We start from the raw sequence: 22,534 nt of genomic DNA, 5'->3' as shown, positions 1-22,534 counted from the left end.
TTTGAAAATTTATATTTTTTACTTATTCAGATGATAGGACTTACATATGACGGCTTTTGCATATACGGACGAACAATATTTGTATAAGAATGGTACCTCCATCACTTATAAAACAATGATTCTTTTATCATAATACAAGGCAAACGAAATTTAATTTATTTACAAATTTAAGGATATATAATATGAAAAAAGGTAACACCTTTACACGCATCTCCATTCCCATAATATTAATTGTATTTTTTATGTGGTTTGGGGCAGAAGTTTACTCCAGGAGCGGAGGCAGTGGTATTTCAGGATTGACAGCAACTAATTCTAATGGTTGCAACTGCCATGGTTCTTCATCAAGTAGCACAACTACGTTGCAAGCTACAAGTTCAACAGGCAGTTTTAAGTTTAGTCCCGACCAAGAAGTTGATTTTGTCGTTAGAGTGACTAACTCAAATCAATCCGCAGCAGGAGTTAATATAGCTGTTAAGACTACCGAAACCGGTAATACAAACGCAGGCACTCTAAGTTTTGCGACCGGCTCGGGTTTAAGGACTGAATCAAGCGAGCTTACACATTCATCACCTAAATCATTTGGTGATTTGACATATGCTGAATTTACATTTACTTGGAAGGCTCCCACTACACCGGGGACTTATTATCTAAGGGCAATCGGTAATGCAGTAAACGAAAGTGGAAACACAAGTGGAGACCTTTGGAATTGGATGACACCACAAACTCTTATTGTGGCAGGTGCTACGGTCACTGCCCCAACAAGCTCGTCAACATGGTGCGCCGGAACTACACAAGAAATTAAGTGGACTCAATCGGGTATTGATAATCTCAAAATTGAGCTTTCTTCAAATGGTGGTTCATCATTCCCGACAGTTATTGCCAATAGTGTCAGTGCCTCATCAGGCTCTTATAATTGGAGCATTCCGGCGGATTTAGCATCCGGTACTCAATATCAGATTCGTTTGACTGATGTTTCTGATGCTAATATTTCGGGTAAATCAAGTAGCTTCACTATTTCAGGTCCTGCGTCTATTACTGTACAACCTACAGATATGGCTGTTTGCGAACAAGAATCTGTAACATTGTCAGCGACTGTTAATGGTGGTGTTGAGTCTTATGAATGGCGAAAAAATGGAACAGCTGTTCCAAATTCGAACTCAGCTTCGCTAACAATAAATCCTGCTACAATGCAAAGTGCCGGTGATTATGTTCTAGTCATTACACCTGATTGCGGTGAACAAATTACAAGTAATACTGCAAAACTGACTGTGAACGAAAACGCTAAAATCACTCAGCAACCTACCGGAAAAGAAGCTTGTGCCGGAAGTGATGTAGAGATTATAATCAAATCTGCAGGTCTGAATAAAACAGTAGAATGGTTCAAGAATGGTCAGTTGATAGCAGGTGAAAGCGGAGATACATTGAAATTGTTTAGCATTTCAAGCTCTGATGCCGGCAGCTATACAGCAAAGGTTTCAGCAGATTGTGGTTCGGCAGTTACAAGCGTTCCTGCGGTTTTGGCTTTGGGTGTAAGTGCAGAGATAACGTCTCATCCGCAAAGCAAATCCATCTGCGAAAATCAAGAACTGAAGCTTTCAGTTGTTGCGATGGGCACCGGTATTAGTTACCAATGGAAAAAGGATGGTGTTGATATCACTGATGCTGTGAATTCTACTTTTGTTATTTCAGCATTCCAAGCATCTGACGCCGGAAATTATCAAGTAGTCGTTCAAGGCACTTGTGGCGATGCGGTTGAATCATCAGTTGCCAACGTAACTATGAATTCGTTTCCTATGATTTCGACTCAGCCAAGTTCAAAAACAGTCGCTGCAGGTGAAATGCTCGAGCTCACTGTTGTTGCAACAGGAAGCGAACTCGATTATCAGTGGTACCATAATGATACTGAATTAGAAGGCAAAACTGCCGCTACTTTGAGCATTGCAAGCGCCGCTTCTACAGATGCCGGTTCTTATTATGTCAATGTTATAAATGATTGCGGAACTGTCAAATCTTCAGTCGTTACTGTGACGGTAGATGTAATTGCAGATGGCAAGTTATCACTTTCGACGCAAACATATGATTTGGGAATAATCGAGCTAAATAAGAATCACCAATTTACAATCGTAGAATTAGTCAGAAACGTCGGTAGTAAGCCAATTTTGATTAATGAACTTGTCATGGAAGATGATTTAATGGACGGAACAATGACAATCAACTTCCCTGTTCCTCAGGAATTAGGCGAAGGTGAAAGAGCCGATTTGTCAGTTGATGTAACTCCGACCACAATAGGACCAAAGAGTTATAAGTTAACTTTCGTAACTGACGACGGGCAAGAATCAACAATTGTAATGACAGCACTTGCAGTTTCATATTCGATTGAACTTTCAACTGAATTGTTGGACTTCGGAACTGTTTTAGTTGAGGACATTCTTACGCAGTCATTGACCATTAAAAATAACAGCAATTCATCTGTCAAAATCAGCATGGTTTCAATATCAGGTGATGATGAAAATGTGTTCTCGATTGCTCAAGATTACAACGGTACTGTGATTGATGCCGGTGCAGAATTGACAATCAATACCCAATTCATGTCCGACGTGGAAGGAAATTATTCGGCAATGTTGGAAATCGAATTTGACGAAATTGAAAAAATCTCTGTTGAGTTGAAAGCAGTATCTTCTCTTTCATCAGTCGAAGACATTAAAGCGTACATAAACGATTTGAGAATTTTCCCGAATCCGACTGCCGAACATTTGAATTTGGAGTTATCGGCAAAACATGATTTGTCATACACTTTGAAATTATTCAACCCAAAAGGTGAATTACTCAATACCAAAAATGGTTATGCTTTGGAGGGAAATAATAATTTAACTTGGAATATAAGCACCGGCACATCATTAAGTGCCGGAACATATTTGATTATGCTCGAAATCAACGGCTCAGTCGTGCTCGACAAAGTGATTGTAATCGAATAATCTTACAAATAGATTCGTAAAAAGAGTTTGCCTCCCAAGGGCAAGCTCTTTTTTTTTCAACAAAATAAAAAATAATTTGGTCATGTTGTAGAATTTTTATAGTTTCGTGTGTCAAAGTGGGTGAAAGTGGGAAAAATTCCCTAACAATTTCATAAATTGATAACGGAGTGGTAAATGGCATTTTTCAAAGGGCAAGAATTACATTCTATCGACAACAAAGGTAGAGTGAATATTCCGGCAAAGATGCGTCGCAGCATATCGCCGGATGCCAATGATACATTTACCGTTACTCGCGGGCAAGATGATTGCATCGTGGCGTATCCCTTAGATGAATGGAAAAATTACGAGGAAAAATTCGAAGAACTTAACCAGTATGATTCAAAAAACAGATTTTTCTTACGTAAAATCTTGATGTGGTCGGAAGAAGTGCTGCTTGATGCACAACAACGCATAATGCTCCCAAAAAAATTGACAGATTTTGCGGGAATCGAAGGCAAAGTGCTGATAGTTGGGATGGTGGACCACATTGAGTTTTGGAATCCGGAGAAATTCGAAGAATATTTGAACAATCACGACGAAAGTTACGAAGAAGTAGCGGCGAAAGTGATGGTAAAATAGATGAAGAAGAAAAGAGCAAAACCGCAAAGAGTGCGTACCGACAAGAGTCGGCACATAGAATATGACTATCATTTGCCGGTATTGCTTGATGTAAGTGTTGACAATTTGGTTCAAAATGCTAATGGTATTTATGTAGATGGTACATTAGGTGGCGGCGGGCATGCAGAGCTGATATTATCGAAATTAGATTTCGGGGGGAGTCTGATAGCGTTCGATAAAGACAGAAATGCGGTAGAACACTGCGAGAGGAAGTTAAAGCATTACGTTACAAAAGATGCTGCTCCTAAACTTACTATCTATAATGAGTGCTATAGCAATGTCTGCGAGAAATCAGCAGTTTGGGGGAAATTCAGTGGTTTATTGCTTGATTTGGGCGTTTCCTCGAAGCAACTTGATACTGAATCCGCCGGGCTGAGTTACAGAGTTGACTCGCCTCTCGACATGCGGTTCGGTAACCACGGCAAAACTGCCGAAGAACTACTGAAGACGGCTGAGGTAGCAGATTTGACCCATGTTCTTCGCTTTTATGGCGAGGAACCAAATTCAGCAAGAATTGCGCGACGTATCGTCGAAATGCGTCGCGTGATTCCTCTGAATTCAACATTCGAACTTCGCGATATTATCACCTCCGTTGTTCCCGTTCCACTACACTACAAGACCCTTTCGCGAGTTTTCCAAGCTATTCGCATCGCCGTAAACGATGAATTGAACATTTTGGAAAGAACGCTGAATTGCATCATTGATAATTTGCGTCCCGGCGGAAGAATCGTGGTAATTTCATATCATTCGCTCGAAGATAGAATTGTCAAACATTTCATGCGTACAAATGCCACCAAAGACAACCACAGATTAGCACTCATCACCAAAAAACCAATAATACCAAGTGAAGAGGAAATCGCCACCAATCCCAGAGCACGCAGCGCCAAGTTGAGAGTTGCCGAAGTGTTGTGAGGGTGCTTAGGGTAGGGAATTGACCGACATTAGCAGAAAGGGAAGACAAGCAGAATAATCTAATTCGTAATAATTTGCACCAAGTTTGATATTTTCATAATAATTTTGCCGATGCTCCTTGTAATACTTTTCAGTTTGCAAATTCCAATAACTTTTACCAAGCTTTTCTGCAATGAACCACTTTTCGAGCAATCGGGCTACTCGTCCATTCCCATCGCTGAAGGGATGAATATGAGCAAAAACCAAATGTATCAACGCAGCATGGTAAAAAACTTCTGTTGGAGATAAATGTGTATTGAGCAAATTTTCTAAATCGGCGAAAAATTCATTGATTTTGCCATCAACATGTTCCGGTTCAATTGCCAGATAAACCAATCCATATTGGTCGAAAACTCCAATCTTTTCATTTCGGAAATGACCACGCTTGCTTTTGATTAGCAATGTTTCGGACAAAATTGCGTGGCAATGCAACAGATTTTTTGCATTCAGCTGATTGCCTTGTGCAAATTCATATGCCGCAACCAAATTCTCAATTTCTACTATTTCCTTGTTATTTTTGCCTTTTGCTTTCAACAAAGCATAATTCATAAAGGAGTTCAAATCAATGCTATTGCCTTCGATATTTGCTGAATATACCGCTGACGCTTGGTTTTTGTATCCCAAGTCAATCTTCAAATCAGTCCGGGACGAAATTGCCGAATAGTTCGCAATTTTATCGCCAACACTTGCTTCGTAATCCTTCAAATATGTTTGCTCAGTGATTTTCATGAATCTCACTCATAATAATTTAGGAAATTTCACATTTCATTCTGACGAATATAGCAGGATTGAATTTGTTTGTTGTATTGAACAAAACTTTTGAAGAAAAATATTTGTATATCTAATTTTTTTACAATACTTTTACATAGTGAACGTTCACTTACATAAAAGTAACTTTAAGAATGGATATTGTAAAATGACAATGACTATAACAGACAGACAAATGGAAATCATAGAAGCCGCCGGTAGAATACTCACCTCATCGGGTACCGGCGGATTGACCATAAAAAACTTAGCCAAAGAAATGCAATTCTCTGAAAGTGCTATTTACAGGCACTTTACCGGCAAGGAGGAGATTATTGTAGCTTTACTTGAATACCTTGCACAGATTATTGACGAACGATGCACTATTGCAACTTCATTAGGTAATTCGCCAGAGGAAAAGTTCACATTACTATTCCAATATCAGCTTTCGTTTTTTAAAGAAAATCCTCATTTTGTTGTAGCTGTTTTTTCAGATGGGCTTATGGAAGAAAGTGAACGAATAAACCAAACTATACTGAAAATCTTTTCGGTTAAAATGAAGCATTTGATGCCTATATTAATCGAAGGACAACAGAAGCAAGTATTCACAAATTCAGTAACAACTGAGGAATTGATGCAAATCGTCATGGGAACGTTCAGACTACAAATGTTTAAATGGCGGCTAGCGAATTATCAATTTGACATCCAACGTACCGGAAACAACTTAATTCAGTCAATTTTAACAATAATAAGGAATAAATAATCATGAACAGAGTAAGAATCTTTGCAGCCTCAATTCTAATCCAAAGCTGTACGATGCAAGGAAAAGTCACAAGGAATTGTAATAATAATTTTAAAAAATAAAAAATTTTAAACCATGAAGTTAGTAAATATTCACAAACATTTCTTCATCCTCATCATTCTCATGTTGGGATTGAATACAGTTCAAGCACAAGTTTGGACACTGAATCAATGTATTGAGGCAGCACAAGAGAACAATAAGAGCCTTCAAATCGGTAAAAACAATATTGCTATTAGTGAGTTCCGGCATAAGGAATCCAAAGCTAATTTGCTTCCCAAAGTTAACGCCAATGTTGATTACAAATACTTTACAAATCTGCCTTACCAACTGATGCCTCTATCAACCTTTAATCCGGCAGCAGAAGAAGGTCAATTTAGAGAGGCTCAGTTTGGTGTTCCGCATAACATCAATGCGAATTTGCAATTTTCGATGATATTGTATAATCCACAAGTTTATGGTTCCATTAAAACAACGAAAGTAGCTACGGAATTAGCAGAATTGCAATTTCGGAAGTCCGAGGAGCAAATCTTTTTTGAAATCTCGAATCTCTATTACAACGCACAAATTTTGCATCATCAAATGATTTTTATTGACAGCAATCTTGTGAATTCAGAAAGGCTTTTGATAAATATGCAATTGCTCAAAGAGCAACTTTTAGCAAAAGGTACAGATGTTGGTAAAGTGGAATTGCAAGTGGCACAATTATCAACACAGAAAGAAATTGTATTAAGTAAATTCAACCAAGTCCTGAATGCTTTGAAATTCGCTATAGGCATTCCAATCGAGCAAAATCTTCAGATTGAACCGGAAATTGAATTTCAAAAAAGTAACGAATACAGCAAGTCAATTACTTTGGATATGCAAATTGTGAAGACTCAAAACAATTTGTTAGCCAATGAGATAAGCACATTGAATAAATCGAGATTTTTACCTTCGCTTAATCTCATAGCTTCTTATGGAGCAAGCGGTTTTGGATATGATAAGCAGCCTAATAGTTTCTTGAATTTTTACCCAATCGGTTTTGCAGGCATTCAACTTTCATATCCTCTGTTCAACGGTACAGTAACGAAACAAAAAATTAATCAAAAAAATATTGAAGTACTAAACAATGAGCTTCAATTTGACTTAATCACTGACCAGAGCAATATGCAGACAGAAAACGCAAAATCGCAAATAAAAGTTGCATATTATTCTATTGAAAAGACAAAAGAGCAAATCAAGTTTGCTACTGAGATTTACCAACAAACGATATTACAGCAGAAACAGGGGTTGGCAAATCTCACGGATGTGATATTAGCTGACAATACTTTGCGTGAAGCACAACAATCATACCTGTCTTCAGTAATAGATTATCTGAAAGCTGATTTAGAACTGAAAAAAGTAAGCGGAAACTTATCAATTAAGAATTAAGAATTAAGAATTGAGAATTGAGAATTGAGAATTGAGAATTGAGAATTGAGAATTAAGAATTAAGAATTGAGAATTGAGAATTGAGAATTAAGAATTGAGAATTAAGAATTAAGAATTGAGAATTAAGAATTAAGAATTGAGAATTGAGAATTGAGAATTGAGAACTGAGAATTGAGAATTAAGAATTATCAACTATAAATTAATAATAATATGAATTGGAAAAGAATAATTGGATTGTTGTTGGGGGCTGCATTGATAGCCTTCGTTGTCATTAAGTTGATATCCAACAAAGAAATTGCTCAAGATAGAGTTTATCAATACGATAAAGAGCAAGCAATCAATGTCCGGGTAGATTCTATTCGAAATGAATTTATTGGGGACGAATTGAGTTATAGCGGGACTTTCGAGCCAAATAAGGAATCGAAATTGAGCTCTGAATTACAGGGTAAAATCAATGGAATTTTTGTAGATGTTGGAAGCTATGTCAAAAAGGGTCAGTCGTTAATACAGTTAGATAATTCTCTATTAAAACTACAACTACAGACTGTTGAAGTGCAGATTGAAGGATTAGAAGCAGACTTTGAACGCTATCAAATTTTAGTTAAAGCAGATGCCATTCAAGGTGTCCAATTAGAAAAAGCTGAATTAGGCTTGAAATCCGCAAAAGTCCAAAAGGCTACACTATTGGAGCAAATAAGCAAAACCATCATCAAAGCACCTTTTGACGGTGTGATAACAGCAAAACTGAGTGAAGTAGGTTCATTCGCAGCGCCTGGAGTACCCTTACTTCAGTTAACGGACATTTCAACTTTAAAATTCACTGTAAATATACCGGAAAGTGCATTATCAAATTTCAAATTGGATAATATTTACTCAATCAAAGCTGATGTTTATCCCGACTTTGCTCTCGATGGTTCGCTTATCATGGTAGGCAGTAAGGCAAATATGGGTAGTAGTTTTCCGGTTCAGTTTAAAGTGAAAAACACTTCCGATTTCAAAATTAAATCCGGAATGTTTGGAAAAGCATTTTTATCGAACGAAAATCAAGAAAAAGGCATCATGATTCCTGCTTCAGCTATCGTAGGTACTTCAAATCAGCAACAAGTATATTTGGTAAAAGACAATAAGGCTGTATTGCAGAACATAAGCGTTTCAGAACGAATTCAGAATAAAGCGCTTATATCGAATGGTTTGAAAGCAGGCGATGTTATTATCACAAATGGATTCATCAATTTATATGACGGCGCTAATATTTCAATTAAGAATTAAGAATTAAGAATTAAGAATTGAGAATTGAGAATTAGGAATTGAGAATTAGGAATTGAGAATTAGGAATTGAGAATTAGGAATTGAGAATTAAGAATTGAGAATTGAGAATTGAGAATTAAGAATTGTCAAATAAAAATTAAGAAATAATAATATGAAAACGAACAATATCATTCAAGACAAATCATTTGCTTTTGCTATCAGAATTGTCAATCTCTACAAATACTTATTGGCTGAAAAGAAAGAATTTGTTTTATCAAAACAGTTGCTTCGGAGTGGTACAAGTATTGGAGCAAATGTGGAAGAAGCCATCGGAGGTCAATCTAAAAAAGACTTTATAGCCAAAATTTCTATCGCATACAAAGAAGCGAGAGAAACAATGTATTGGCTGAAATTATTAAAAGCCACTCAATATTTAGAAGAAAAAGAAGCTGATAGTATTCTGCATGATGTAGAAGAATTATGTAAAATTCTATCTTCTATCCTCCTGTCCTCAAAGGAAGCTAATTCTTAATTTTTAATTACTAATTTTTAATTGATTATGAACATTACAGAAATTTCAATCAAAAGACCATCGCTGATAATAGTATTATTCAGTGTATTTATCTTATTAGGTTATATCGGGTATAAGAATTTGAGTTATGAATTAATGCCGGACTTTAACCAACCGGTAGTTGTAATCAAAACGGTATATCCCGGAGCCGAGCCAAACGAAGTAGAGAGTTCGGTCTCAAGAAAAATCGAAGATGCCCTATCGAATTTGGAAGGCGTTGATTACTTGGTTACCAAGTCGTTACCAAATGCCTCCATCATTATTGCTAATCTAAAATATGGAACTGACTTAGACAAAACAATGCAAGATGCTCAACGGTACATTGACAATATTCGCAAAGATTTGCCGAATGAAATTTTAAGCCCTGTTATGAGCAAAGTTTCGCCTAACGATTTACCAATAATGTCTATCAGTGCAACAAGTAATTTGCCTGCCACAGAGTTTTATCAAAAAATGATTGATGATTATCTGCCTCAAATTCAACAAATTAAGGGTGTGGCAGAGATAACGGTTTTAGGTGGGGAAGAAAGAGAAATACAAGTGCAAGTGAATCAGGACAAACTGGAATTGTACAGAATTTCATTGTATCAGGTGGTTGAAGCGATTAATCGTTCGGGATTAGATTTGCCTGCCGGAAAGGTTCAAACTGATAAAGAAAGCAATTCAGTTCGATTAACAGGGAAATTCACAAAACTAAAAGACATTGAAAATGTACAGATTGCAATGCCTATTCAGGGTAGCCCTATTTATGTAAAAGATGTGGCTGATATCATTGACGGTATAAAAGAAACCACATCCATAAGCCGATACAATGGCATAGGTGGTATTGGTCTTCTTCTGAAAAAGCAAGGTGATGCCAACGCTGTTGACGTTTCGGAATTGGTAAGAGAAAAATTTGCAGCAATAGAGTCACAGAATCCTGATTCGGAATTACAATTCATCATTGCCGACGACAGTACAGATAACACAATTGCCGCAGTAAATTCTGTGATTATAGACTTAATTTTGGCAGTATTTTTAGTGTCGCTTGTAATGCTACTATTTTTGCGAAGTCTGAGAAATTCAATCATAGTTCTTGTGGCAATCCCAACTTCCTTGGTTACTGCATTTGCTGTAATGTGGATATTGGGATACACCTTGAACCTAATGACGCTTTTAGCCATGTCATTAATCATTGGCATATTGGTTGATGATGCCACCGTAGTTTTGGAAAATATCCAGCGTCACTTAGATATGGGTAAAAAGAAAAGAACAGCTGCTATGGAGGGCAGAATGGAAATTGGATTCTCGGCAGTCTCCATCACTTTAGTTGATGTTGTAGTGTTTATACCCATTTTGTTTCTACAGGTATTCGTGGCAGATATGCTCAAACAATTTTCGGTAGTAGTTGTAACCTCTACTCTTACCAGCTTATTAGTGGGATTCACTCTTACGCCCTGGATGGCTTCACGAATTGGGAAAAAAGAAGATTTGCAAGCGACAAATCTCTTTAATCGCTTCTTACTTTGGTTCGAAAAGCAATTGGAAGTCTTTATCAATTGGTACGGTAGAAAATTGGAATGGGTTCTGAGTCATAAACTTATTTTTTCGGGAATTGTCCTGCTACTTTTTGTGATGACATTTGGTATACTTAAGCAAGGTATAATTGGAAAAGAATTGATTTCTACGGGTGACCAAGGAAAATTCAGGTTAGCATTGGAATATGATAAGTATATATCTATCGAACAAAATAATTTAGTATCCTCCGAAATTGAGCAATTCATAATATCTCAACCGGAAGTATCAACGGTTTTCAGCAACATAGGTGGTCCTAGCACCGGAATTGGAAGTTTGGGAGTTGGTTCGCCCAATAAGACTGAATTTACCATTCAATTAAAAACTAAGAAAGAAAGAAATAATATTAGAACCGAAGAATTCATGCGACGATTGCGAAGTGATTTGCAAATGAATTTCCCGGGTATAAATTATTCAATGGCAGCTTTGGGGTTAGTTCCTCGCTCTGCACCAATCGAAATTACATTGAGTGGAATTAATTCAAATCTGGTTATGCACCATGCCAAAGAATTAAAGTCTGTAATTGAAACTATTCCCGGTGCCGATAATGTTCGCTTATCGGTCGAAGAGGGAAGTCCCGAATTCAAAATAATCCCCGATAAAGATAAGATGCAACGGCTGGGGTTGAATACCGCTTATGTTGGATTAAATCTTAGAGCCGCTTATACAGGTAATGATGACGCTACTTTAACTGAAGTAGGTATAGAATATCCCATTAGAATTCGCTTAAATGAGTTCAGTAGGCAAAATTTTGAAGATGTACAACAACTAACCATAACGAATCAAATGGGTATCCCTGTGAAAATCTCACAATTTGCGAGCGTTCAGCATGACAATTCCCCATCATTATTAGAAAGAAAAGACCGCCAACCGGCTGTTACTCTGACTTCTGACGCATTGGGCAGACCCTCCGGAACTGTTGCCGACGATGTAGTAGCTTATCTGAAAGATAATCCTTTGCCTAAAGAAGTGGAAATGACTTGGGGTGGCGACATCAAAAGACAAAATGATAGTTTCGGTGCATTAGGTTCAGTATTGCTTATTTCATTTTTGTTGATTTATCTTATTTTAGTTGCCTTATATGACAACTTCATTTATCCTTTTGTGGTTTTGTTCTCCATTCCTGTGGCTGCCATTGGTGCTTTCTTAGCATTAAACCTAACATTGAGCAATTTAAGTCTATTTGCCCTATTGGGGCTGATAATGTTGATGGGCTTAGTGACCAAGAACGCCATTCTAATTGTTGATTTTACCAATCAATTAAAAGCCGGAGGCAAACACTTTAGAGACGCTTTAATTATTGCAGGAAAAGAGCGAATGAGACCCATACTGATGACAACACTTTCGATGGTTTTTGGAATGCTACCGATTGCATTGGCAACAGGTACCGCAGCGGAATGGAAAAACGGTTTAGCATGGGTCATTATTGGAGGTCTGCTTTCCTCGCTAATTTTGACAGTGTTTTTAGTACCAATGGTTTATTATTGGGTTGACACTGCGAAAGAAAAATTTAGCAAAAACAAATAGAAACATTTGCAAATTAGCATCTCTACACTTTCTGTTCCGTCAGTTGTTACAAAGACGGGATGAAATTACTCCTGTCCATGCTGTAATCTTGATAATCCTGTTCAGAAAATTGATTTGTATTTATTTAATTTTTTTTGCTAATTTTGTTTATTCAATAATATTCTAATTATGAATATGACCAGAGAAGAAGCAGAAATAATTTTGCAGCGGACATTTAGGCTTTCAAGATTTTATGATGAGCAATGGCTCACTATTGATAAAATTTTGAAAGGAGAAAGAGTATTGCTCATTGAAAAGACGGGCTTTGGGAAGTCGCTCTGTTTCCAATTTCCGGCGACGATTTTCAAAGGGACAACTGTAATATTTTCTCCGTTAATTGCACTGATGAGAGACCAAGTCAGCAAATTAACAGCACTTGGGATAGAAGCAAAATGTATCAATAGCGAGCAAACTCCAGAAGAAAACGCTCAAATAATCAGCGACGCCAAACAGGGCAGAATTCAAATCCTTTATATTGCTCCCGAAAGGCAAGAAAATAGTGATTGGATTGAAGCCACACGCCAAATAAATTTATCAATGGTTGTGGTTGATGAGGCGCACTGTATTTCGGTTTGGGGGCACGACTTCAGACCTGCTTTCAAGAGAATAATTAATCTCGTTAAGCTGCTGCCAACAGGACTTCCCGTACTTGCAACCACGGCAACAGCCACAAAAAGAGTTGAACTTGACGTTGCCCAACAAATCGGAAACAACATTCAGACAATTCGCGGAAATTTAATGCGAGACAATTTCAAATTGTACGTTATTAAAGTTTCGTCCCAAGAGGAAAAGATGATTTGGCTCGGTAGGTACATGAACAAGATTCCCGGCACCGGAATTCTTTACACCGGTACAAGGGTTGATACCGAAATTTTCTCGAAATGGTTTGAGCATCTGAATATATCATCTACTGCCTACAATGCAGGATTAGACCCGAATTCAAGAATTGCCATAGAAAATGGATTGATGTCGAACCAATGGAAGTGCATAATTTCTACCAACGCATTAGGCATGGGAATAGACAAGCCCGACATCCGATTTATAATTCATACTCAAATTCCCCAATCACCAATTCACTATTACCAAGAAATTGGCAGAGCAGGCAGAGATGGTGAGCCCTGCTATATTGTTTTGTTCTACAATCCCGATGATAAAAAATTGCCCGAAGCATTTATTGAAGGCGGCAGACCCTCAATTAAAAAATATGAAAAAGTGATTGAAGTCGTTAAATCTGAGTTACTCGGCGAAAAAGACATAATGAAACGCAGCAACTTAAAGCAAAATCAAATCAGAGTAATCAAAGCTGACCTGATGGAGCAAGGAATAATCAGGGAAGTAATGATTGGACGGAGTAAGAAATATGAGTACGTGCGAAATTCTCAACCATTAAATACTGCAGCATTCGAAGATTTGCGAAAAGCTAAATTTGATGACTTGGATAGTATGATTGAATATGTTGAAACTGATAAATCACGAATGAAATTTCTCTGTGATTATCTGGGCGATACTTCTAATCATACCTTCACCAATTGTGACAACACGGGCGAAAAGCGAATTACAGTGACGGTCACTCCCGAATGGTCGGAGAAATTGCAGAATTTTTGGGAAAATTATTTCCCTGTCTTAGAAGTCGAAACAAAAGGTTCAAATATCGTAAATGGAGTGGCAGCCTCCTATTATGGCGTTTCGAATGTCGGTGCTGCTTTGCATGCTTCAAAATATGAAAGCGGCGGTGATTATCCCGACTTTCTTTTGAAATTGGTGCTGAAAGCATTCAGGAATAAATTCGGGCAAGAGAGATTTGATTTGGTGATTCATGTTCCACCAACGCAATCGGGCGATTTGGTGAAGAACTTTGCCACAAAAATTGCTCAGGTTTTGAAGTTCCCAATCTCTCACGAATTGATAAAAAGCAGGGAAACAGAAAAGCAAAAAGTATTCGAGAACAATTATCTAAAGTCTGAAAATGTAAAAGGAGCTTTCTTTTTGCCGCATCCAAATGAAGTACGCGGCAAAAGCGTTCTACTAATTGACGATATATTTGATAGCGGTGCAACGGTAAAAGAAATTGGTAAATATTTAACGGAGCTGGGAGCAATAAAAATTGCCCCAATAGTCATTGCTAAAACAGTAGGAGGAGATATAGTATAATATGAGAAATGAGGAAACACCTTATTGGTTAGCATTGGCGCACCTGCCACGATGGGGGCATTTGAAAATAAACAACCTTATCATTGAGTTTTTTCACGAGAACAAGATTTCAATAGAGGAGTTTTTTCAGTTAAGTGAAAGTGATTGGAAAAATCAATACCAGTTAGATGAAAAGCAAATTTCAGACTTAAACCAAGCAAAATCGGAAATAGCGAGTAACGCTTTTTTAGCCGAGTCCTTTATTAGTCAAGGATTTGAAATTATCCCTATTACTTCGCCCGAATATTCCAAGACTTTAAAAAATAATTTGAAAACAGCCTATTCCCCTGCTGTGCTTTATGTCAAAGGGAATAAGAAAATTCTCGAGGAAAAATCAATCGCCATCGTAGGTTCGAGGAACGCATCTGAAACAGCCTTGAAGTTCACGGACAACATTGCGAAACTTGCAAGTGTGGAATATAAAGTGGTAGTTAGTGGCTTTGCCAAAGGCGTTGACAAACAAGCGCTTGATTCAGCCATTAACTACAACGGTCAAAGTATAATCGTGCTTCCGCAAGGCATTATGACATTCGGTTCGGGATTCAACAAATATTACAAGCAAATAATCGAGGGAAATGTCTTAGTTTTGAGCACATTCTTCCCGAAAGCACCTTGGAATGCCGGATTAGCAATGGCTCGTAATCCAATTATTTACGGGCTTGCCGACGAAATTTATGTAGCCGAATCAGCCGAAAATAGCGGGACTTGGTCGGGTGTGGTTGATGGATTACGCAAGGACAGAAAAATCTATGTCCGCCAACCCGACACGGACGAAAATAATGCGAATAATCTCCTGATTCAAAAAGGTGCAATTGCTGTGGACTTCAATGGGGCTGAATTGCCCAAGAGTGACGACCAATCAAATAATGCTCCAAATGATAGTGAATCGTTGAAAGAAACAAAACAAACGATATTGTTTGAATAACACACCCCACACAAAAAAAAAAGAGGCTCGAGAGCCTCTTTTTAAGATTTTTGCCGTGAACTATTATGTGCCGGCGTTGTAATCGTTCATGTAAACGATTTGCTCTGGAGTGAGTTGGTCAATTTTCATGTGCATCATAGCTAATTTTGTTTCGGCTACGTATTCGTCTTGAGCCGGGTCAGGAGTGATAACTTTGACAGGAATCGGGTCGCCTGATTTGTGCATAGTGACGAGGTTGAGATGTGCCATGAATTGATTCGCAAATGACATGTCCATAACTTCTGAAGGGTGACCTTCGGCTGCGGCTAAGTTAATCAATCTGCCTTGAGCCAAAAGATAAATCTTTCTGCCGTCTTTCATAGTGTATTCTTCGCAATTGGCGCGGATAGTACGCTTGCTTACAGCAATTTCTTCCAATTCGGGAATATTGATTTCAGCGTCATAATGTCCGGTGTTGCAAACGATTGCACCGTCTTTCATTACTTCAAAATGCTCTTTGCGGATTACATCTTTGACACCTGTTGCCGTACAGAAAATATCGCCAACTTTGGCTGCATCTTCCATTGTCATTACAGTGTGTCCTTCGAGGTAACCTTTGAGTGCAGCAGTTGCTTTTACTTCGGTGATGATAGTGTTCGAGCCCATTCCTTTCGCTCTTTTGGCAACACCCGAGCCACAATGTCCGTGACCTGCAACGACAAAATTCTTGCCGGCAAGCATTACCGAAGTTGCGCGGATGATACCGTCAATAGTGGATTGACCTGTACCATAAACATTGTCAAAGTCCCATTTTGTTTCAGCGTCATTGACGGCAAAAACGGGATAGAGCAATTGTCCGGCTAATTCGCGAGCTCTTAAACGGCTTACACCGGTTGTAGTTTCTTCCGAGCCACCGACTATGTGCTGAGTTGCGAGTTCTTTATATTTTTCATGAACTGTATCAATCAAATCGCAACCGTCATCAAGTGTCAGATGTGGCTTTCCGTCAATCGTACGTTCTATGCACCAGTAAAAATCTTCCTTGTTGTTGTACCAAGCGTAAATCTTGATTCCGTCAGCAGCCAAAGCGGCAGCTACTGCGTCACTTGTCGAAAGTGGGTTGCATCCTGACCAAAGCACTTCGGCTCCGGCATCTCTGAGTGTTTTGATTAGAACAGCAGTTTCTTTGGTTACGTGCAAACAGCCTGCGATAGTATAACCTGCAAAAGGCTTAGTTTCGCTGTATTTTTTACGCAATCCCATTAAAACAGGCATATTTGCTTCTGCCCAATCAATTAATTTTCTGCCTTCATCGGCAAGTTCGATATTGCGAACGCAATATTGCCCTAAAACTTCGGAGAAGTTGCCGGTTGCGGCTTTTGATGGTATATTTGACATTTATAAATCCTATATTATTAAAATTCTAATTAAAATTTTTCTTGAACAATTCTACAAAGCTTAATTGTTCCCAAGGGAATTCATTTCGTCCGAAATGCCCATAAGCAGCTGTGTTGCGGAATATCGGTTTTTTGAGGTCTAATCTTTCGATTATGGCTCTCGGCGATAAATCTATGTTCTTCAGTATGAATGATGCTAATTCAGTTTCGTCCACCATCGAAGTGCCATGTGTTTTGACGTTGATTGAGACAGGTTGGGCTACACCGATTGCATATGATAATTGTATCGTACATTCTTTTGCGATTTCGGCAGCTACGATGTTTTTCGCCAAATGTCTTGCTGCATATGCAGCCGAGCGGTCAACTTTTGTAGCATCTTTACCTGAGAAAGCTCCACCACCGTGAGGCGCTCTACCACCGTATGTATCCACGATGATTTTGCGTCCGGTCAAACCGGTATCGCCATGTGGTCCACCAATCTCAAATTTCCCCGTTGGGTTGATGTGGAATTTTGTATTTTCGTCGAGCAATTCGTTTGGAATGACTTTATAAATCAATTTTTCAATTACATCTTCTCTGATTTTGCTTTGTTCGACGTCGGGGTCGTGTTGAGTCGAAACTACAACTGTGTCAACACGAATAATTTCGTCAGTATCGCTATATTCGATTGTGACTTGTGATTTGGAATCAGGGCGTAGATATGGCATTAAATTGGAATTTTTCCTGATATCAGCCAACTTGCGTACTAATTGATGCGAGAACATTATCGGAGCAGGCATCAATTCTGGTGTTTCGGTATTTGCATAGCCGAACATCATCCCTTGGTCTCCGGCTCCACCCACATCAACTCCAAGAGCGATATCATGAGATTGATGATTAATCACATTCACTACAGCGGCAGATTCTGCATCGAATCTTAATCCGTATTTGTTGTAGCCAATATCTTTAATTACATCACGAACGAGTTGTTGTAAATCTATGTAAGTGTCTGTTCTAACTTCACCACCGACAACAATTAATCCGGTTGATGCGAAACATTCACATGCTACACGGCTTTCGGGGTCATCTCTAAGCATAGCATCAAGAACCGCATCGGATACTTGGTCGCAAATTTTATCGGGATGTCCTTCGGAAACTGATTCAGAAGTAAATAAATACGTTTTTTTTGACATTATAAAGACCTTTTTATAATAATTTTAAGTTTCTGATATTTGGCTCGAATCGCCAACATTTAGACGATTAAAATGACCTTTTACTTCGGCTTCATTCCCAATTATTGATTGTTCGAGCAAAGAGGATTGAACTTTGGCGTAGTTACTGATAATCGAATCACGCACTATGCTATCTTTGACAACTGCACCATCTGCGACTGACGCATAGGGTCCGATTACCGAACGTTCGATAACAGCTGTTGCTGCAACAAATGATGGCGGAATGATAATGGAATCGGGGAAATGTCTTGACGGTGGTTTGCGGTCTAACAAAAATCTGTTTGTATTGAGCAAAGTTTCGGGTTTTCCGCAATCGAACCAACCTTCTACGTTTGTAGTCGAGAACTCTGCACCTTTTTCAATCATCATTTGCAAAGCATCGGTCAATTGATATTCGCCGCGAGTACGGATATTATTTTTTATCATTTCGTCCAAACAAGCACTCAATAACTTTGAGTCATTAATGCTATATAGACCTACTATAGCAAGATTTGACACAAATTGTTCGGGTTTTTCGACTAATCTTTCGATTTTGCCTTTGTTATTTAGTACCACAACGCCAAAACGACGCGGGTCTTCAACTTCTTTCACACCAATAGTATTCGAACCTTTGACTGTTAATCTTGATAAGTCAACATCAAAAATTGTATCTCCGAGTATGATAACTAATGGGTCTGTGCCGTAAGTATTGCGTCCTGTCCAAATAGCATGTCCCAGACCGAGACGTTCTTCTTGGACGACGAAATCAAAATTTATAGACTTGTAATTTTCGACAACGTAATTTTCGACCAATTTGCCCATATATCCGGTTATAATCGTAGCTTTAGTGATTGATTGCTCAACCAATGCATCTAAAATATGACCTAAAATGGGTTTGCCTGCGACGTTTAATAGGACTTTCGGTAAGGAATATGTGTGTGGACGTAGCCTTGTACCGACACCGGCTACCGGTATTACCGCTCTCATTTATTACTACTAATTTTGATTAACCAAATGAAATTCATAAGTTCACAAAAGTACGAATTTAGTAGTAATTAATTGAAAAAAAAATGATTTCAAGTGATTTTCCTATTGAATTCTTATCTTTCTACCAATGCTAAGACTGCGTTCGTCAATGTTTTTGTTGATAGCTTTTAGCGACGCTACCGAAACTCCAAATTTGCGTGCTATTGCACCAAGTGTGTCGCCTCTTTTAATAGTATAATGCTTCGGAGAGCTCTTTACATTCTTGGTTTGGGCTGCAGAACTACCTTTTGCATCTGCCGAAGTATGAATTGTCAGTTTGCTGTTAGCAAATACTGTCGAACCTCTAATTTCATCAGGGTTCCACGCTTTGATTTGATTCTCGGTTACGCGATATTTTGCAGCAATCGTGCTTAATGTTTCGCCTCTTGAGACCTTATGAACGATTGGTTTCGTTGTTGTAGCAATAGTAGGTTCGTTATTAGTGTTAGATGCAATTTGCCCGTTAGCCGGAATTTTCAAATTCTGACCTGCATAAATCTTATGTCTGTCAATGTTGTTGATTTTGCGAATTTGGTCGATAGAAACACCATAATCATCAGCAATTTGTGCAAGCGTTTCGCCACTTCTTACCTTATGGTAATTAGTTCCATTTTCGGTTTTGATTGGTTCAATATTGACTTGAGTTGATTTTTGGTTAGAAGCAATTTGCCCTGAGGAATTTATCACCAAAATCTGCCCGACAGTAATTTTATCATTATCTAAGGATAGATTATTCAAATTTCTAATTTCGCCAACTTCCATTTCATATTCGCGTGCAATACTGTGAAGTGTTTCACCGGATTTGACTTTGTGAGTAGCAGAATTTGTCGAACTACCTGTGTTTGATGTCTGTGCTGAAGTTGAAGCAAGCTCTGTATTAGGAGTGTTTATAACTGGGATAATAAGTTCTTGTCCAACTTTTAATTTAGATTTTGTAGATTTCAAATTGTTCATTGCTACAATGTCTGAACCTTTGATTCCGTAGTTTTTTGCAATTTTAGTGATTGTTTCGCGACTTTTTACTTTGTGGGTCATGAAAGGTTGCTTTTCTTCATCGGTCAAAGCCGCAAAATTCACAGCGAATCTGTCTTTTGTGCCGACAGGAATTTTCAAAGCATAAGGAAGTCTATCGGGAGGAGTGCAATTTTTCATTAGTTCGGAATTCAAAGCCTGGACTTCATCTAAGCTTATTCCTAATGCTTGTGCTACAGATTGCAAGCTGACAGCTTCGTTTAATTCATAAGTTTCGTAACGATATTCTTCCTGAAAATTTAGCGAATCAATGTCAAAACCATATGCTTCAGGATTCATTGCCATACGAGCTGTTGCAATATACATCGGTACGTAGCCGCGAGTTTCGCGTGGTAACCTATCCATAACGTCCCAAAAGTTGGGCTTGGTGCCGCCTGTACGTCTAATGGCACGAGATACGCAACCGGGTCCGCAATTATATGCTGCCATTGCCAGATGCCAATCTCCAAATTGATTGTACAAATCCTTCAAGTGCCTCATAGCCGCAATTGTTGCTTTATCGGGGTCACGTCGGTCGTCAACAAAAATTGATTTGTCTTTGTTCAAATTGTACATTTCGCCTGTAGAACGAATAAATTGCCATAGCCCAACAGCACTCGCACTTGATACAATCGTTGGATTCAGACCACTTTCTATCATTGAGAGATAAATAATTTCTTCAGGCATATCGTATTCGCGTGCATACCGCTTCATCATTGGGAACCATTTTGAGCTGCGTTCAAGCCAATTCTTGAAAAATTTTGCACCTCTGTTTTTCGTCATAAATGAAATTGCTTTATCGACGGAAGGGTGATCTGTCAGCGGGATCACTACATTCGTAGGCGCCTTGGGCAAAGTTGGATATGCCGGCGTAGCCGTTTTTGAGCCGGCAAGCGTAGGAACATTAAATTCAAGTGGTTCGATATCTTCTGCAATTTCGGTTGCAAGTATATCTCTTATGATAAAAAATGATGAAGATTCATCTACAAAGTCAATATTTTTAATGTAATTTTGATAATCGTCTATAATTGATTGCGCCAAATCCGTGAAATCGTTGTTGTTGTCAATTCCGGGACTACCCGAAATCATATTCAATTTATCTAATGCTTGTTCAAAATATCTTGCAGCTCTTGCTGTATCACGCTTCTGGATTAAAATTAGAGCTTGGAGATACTTTTGACGGGATTGTTCAATAGTAGTAGTAACTTCGTTGCTCTGTTTATGGATAGTTCTTGAACCTTTTTGGTCGTCAAGGTCTGAATATTTGTCGGGGAAAATTCTTGTATTTGTGCTATCGTTCCGAACATCGCCCTTTTGTGATGATTGGCGTGCTTTCGGTATTAAAACAGGATAACCCTTAGATTGACAGAGCAATTCTAACGGTTCAGCCATTATAAGCAAAACAAATAGAATTAATATATAGCCGATTTGGATATTTTTCATCCTACTTCCCCAAATTTTGCACAAAATATTTTTTCAATATAACGCATTTATTTATTGTAACAATAAAAAAATTATTTTTTATTCTTTTTAATTAATGAAATTAAGACGATTACGAAAAAAATCATCGTTTGAGTAATGACGATTATAGCTCCACTTGGTAAATCCAAAATGTAAGAAAACATTATTCCCATCACCGAACTCAACATCCCGATTAGCACTGAAATCACTGTCATTGACCCAAAAGACGACGAAATCAGCCTTGCCGAAGCTGGTGGAATGACTAAGTAAGCCGAGATTAGAATTATGCCCACAATCTTGATAGAAATGACTATTGTCACCGAAATCAGCAAAATCAATATAACATTGTCGAATTCTATCGGTACTTTGTCTGCTCCTGCGAGTTCCACATCGAAAGTTGAATATGCCCACCTTGCCCACAGTTTAAAAAATGTCAAGACTGTAACTAATGAAAGCAACAGTGAAATGACTATTTCTTGGTCATTCACCGTCAATATTGAACCGAATAAATATGAATAGGCATCGGAAGTATATTGTGTTTTAACAGCAAGGAAAATTATGCCGAGTGCGACCGATAACGCAAATAATACTCCAATCAAAGCATCGGCAGCTAATTGAGTATATTTTTGCAAGTAAACAATGGCAATAGCAACGAGTATAGTAAATGGAACCGCAGTCAGCAAAGGCTCTACGCCCAAAAGCAAACCAAGAGCTACACCGCCAAATGCGGCGTGAGCAAGACCGCTACCGATAAAACTGATTTTGCGTTGGACAACGAATACTCCGTAATAACTACCCGTAAATCCGGTCAATAGACCTGCAGTCAATGCTTTCTGAAAAAAAGGATAAGTAAGTGCTTCTAACATGCTATTTTCAA

At 38.3% G+C, this 22,534-nt stretch carries 16 protein-coding genes; 10 read left to right on the top strand and 6 right to left on the bottom strand.

Annotated elements, in window-relative coordinates; translation table 11 throughout:
- The first annotated feature begins 182 nt into the window (after nucleotides 1–182).
- The 3 genes from M9949_01180 (at nucleotide 183) to rsmH (ending at nucleotide 4,544) form a co-directional block, all read left to right on the top strand.
- Nucleotides 183–2,975 carry a choice-of-anchor D domain-containing protein gene (locus M9949_01180; protein ID MCO5250017.1) on the top strand — a complete coding sequence of 931 codons (2,793 nt, stop codon included), beginning with the start codon at nucleotides 183–185 and terminating at the stop codon, nucleotides 2,973–2,975.
- A gap of 174 nt (nucleotides 2,976–3,149) precedes the next feature.
- Nucleotides 3,150–3,593 carry a division/cell wall cluster transcriptional repressor MraZ gene (gene mraZ / locus M9949_01175; GenBank protein MCO5250016.1) on the top strand — a complete coding sequence of 148 codons (444 nt, stop codon included), beginning with the start codon at nucleotides 3,150–3,152 and terminating at the stop codon, nucleotides 3,591–3,593.
- Nucleotides 3,594–4,544: a 16S rRNA (cytosine(1402)-N(4))-methyltransferase RsmH gene (gene rsmH, locus M9949_01170; GenBank protein ID MCO5250015.1), complete on the top strand. Its 951-nt coding sequence runs from the start codon at nucleotides 3,594–3,596 to the stop codon at nucleotides 4,542–4,544. It abuts the gene before it with no gap.
- A gap of 6 nt (nucleotides 4,545–4,550) precedes the next feature.
- On the opposite strand, the gene M9949_01165 is transcribed toward rsmH, so the two are convergent.
- On the bottom strand, nucleotides 4,551–5,312 hold the full coding sequence (locus M9949_01165; protein MCO5250014.1) for a Fic family protein: 762 nt from the start codon (nucleotides 5,310–5,312) through the stop codon (nucleotides 4,551–4,553).
- A 193-nt stretch (nucleotides 5,313–5,505) separates the two neighbouring features.
- Between M9949_01165 and M9949_01160 the strand changes: the two genes are divergently transcribed.
- The 7 genes from M9949_01160 to M9949_01130 all read left to right on the top strand — a co-directional run bounded on the left by M9949_01160 (nucleotide 5,506) and on the right by M9949_01130 (nucleotide 15,593).
- Nucleotides 5,506–6,090 carry a TetR/AcrR family transcriptional regulator gene (locus M9949_01160; GenBank protein ID MCO5250013.1) on the top strand — a complete coding sequence of 195 codons (585 nt, stop codon included), beginning with the start codon at nucleotides 5,506–5,508 and terminating at the stop codon, nucleotides 6,088–6,090.
- 114 nt (nucleotides 6,091–6,204) lie between these two features.
- On the top strand, nucleotides 6,205–7,539 hold the full coding sequence (locus tag M9949_01155) for a TolC family protein (protein ID MCO5250012.1): 1,335 nt from the start codon (nucleotides 6,205–6,207) through the stop codon (nucleotides 7,537–7,539).
- A gap of 210 nt (nucleotides 7,540–7,749) precedes the next feature.
- On the top strand, nucleotides 7,750–8,808 hold the full coding sequence (locus tag M9949_01150) for an efflux RND transporter periplasmic adaptor subunit (protein ID MCO5250011.1): 1,059 nt from the start codon (nucleotides 7,750–7,752) through the stop codon (nucleotides 8,806–8,808).
- 151 nt (nucleotides 8,809–8,959) lie between these two features.
- Nucleotides 8,960–9,319, top strand: a complete 360-nt coding sequence (locus M9949_01145; GenBank protein ID MCO5250010.1) for a four helix bundle protein — start codon at nucleotides 8,960–8,962, stop codon at nucleotides 9,317–9,319.
- Between the two features lie 27 nt (nucleotides 9,320–9,346).
- The gene (locus tag M9949_01140) at nucleotides 9,347–12,439 is read left to right on the top strand and encodes an efflux RND transporter permease subunit (GenBank protein ID MCO5250009.1); all 3,093 of its coding nucleotides are present in this window, start codon (nucleotides 9,347–9,349) and stop codon (nucleotides 12,437–12,439) included.
- A 168-nt stretch (nucleotides 12,440–12,607) separates the two neighbouring features.
- Nucleotides 12,608–14,629 (top strand): RecQ family ATP-dependent DNA helicase, encoded by a 2,022-nt coding sequence (locus M9949_01135; protein MCO5250008.1) that lies wholly within the window; start codon nucleotides 12,608–12,610, stop codon nucleotides 14,627–14,629.
- A gap of 1 nt (nucleotide 14,630) precedes the next feature.
- Nucleotides 14,631–15,593, top strand: a complete 963-nt coding sequence (locus tag M9949_01130; GenBank protein MCO5250007.1) for a DNA-processing protein DprA — start codon at nucleotides 14,631–14,633, stop codon at nucleotides 15,591–15,593.
- Nucleotides 15,594–15,656: 63 nt separating this feature from the next.
- Here the strand turns inward: M9949_01130 and M9949_01125 are convergent, their stop codons facing one another.
- From M9949_01125 to M9949_01105, 5 genes are all read right to left on the bottom strand, one after another.
- Nucleotides 15,657–16,970, bottom strand: coding sequence for an adenosylhomocysteinase (locus tag M9949_01125; GenBank protein ID MCO5250006.1), 1,314 nt, complete (start codon nucleotides 16,968–16,970; stop codon nucleotides 15,657–15,659).
- Between the two features lie 25 nt (nucleotides 16,971–16,995).
- On the bottom strand, nucleotides 16,996–18,141 hold the full coding sequence (gene metK / locus M9949_01120; protein ID MCO5250005.1) for a methionine adenosyltransferase: 1,146 nt from the start codon (nucleotides 18,139–18,141) through the stop codon (nucleotides 16,996–16,998).
- A gap of 24 nt (nucleotides 18,142–18,165) precedes the next feature.
- Nucleotides 18,166–19,146, bottom strand: a complete 981-nt coding sequence (locus M9949_01115) for a sugar phosphate nucleotidyltransferase (GenBank protein MCO5250004.1) — start codon at nucleotides 19,144–19,146, stop codon at nucleotides 18,166–18,168.
- Nucleotides 19,147–19,248: 102 nt separating this feature from the next.
- Nucleotides 19,249–21,639 (bottom strand): LysM peptidoglycan-binding domain-containing protein, encoded by a 2,391-nt coding sequence (locus M9949_01110; GenBank protein MCO5250003.1) that lies wholly within the window; start codon nucleotides 21,637–21,639, stop codon nucleotides 19,249–19,251.
- A gap of 71 nt (nucleotides 21,640–21,710) precedes the next feature.
- Complete coding sequence (locus tag M9949_01105; GenBank protein ID MCO5250002.1) at nucleotides 21,711–22,523, bottom strand: metal ABC transporter permease; 813 nt, start codon at nucleotides 22,521–22,523, stop codon at nucleotides 21,711–21,713.
- Nucleotides 22,524–22,534: the final 11 nt, after the last annotated feature.

This window comes from Candidatus Kapaibacterium sp. (genome assembly GCA_023957315.1).
Lineage (GTDB): Bacteria > Bacteroidota > Ignavibacteria > Kapaibacteriales > UBA2268 > PGYU01.
This window is presented reverse-complemented; position numbering and strand designations above follow the sequence as displayed.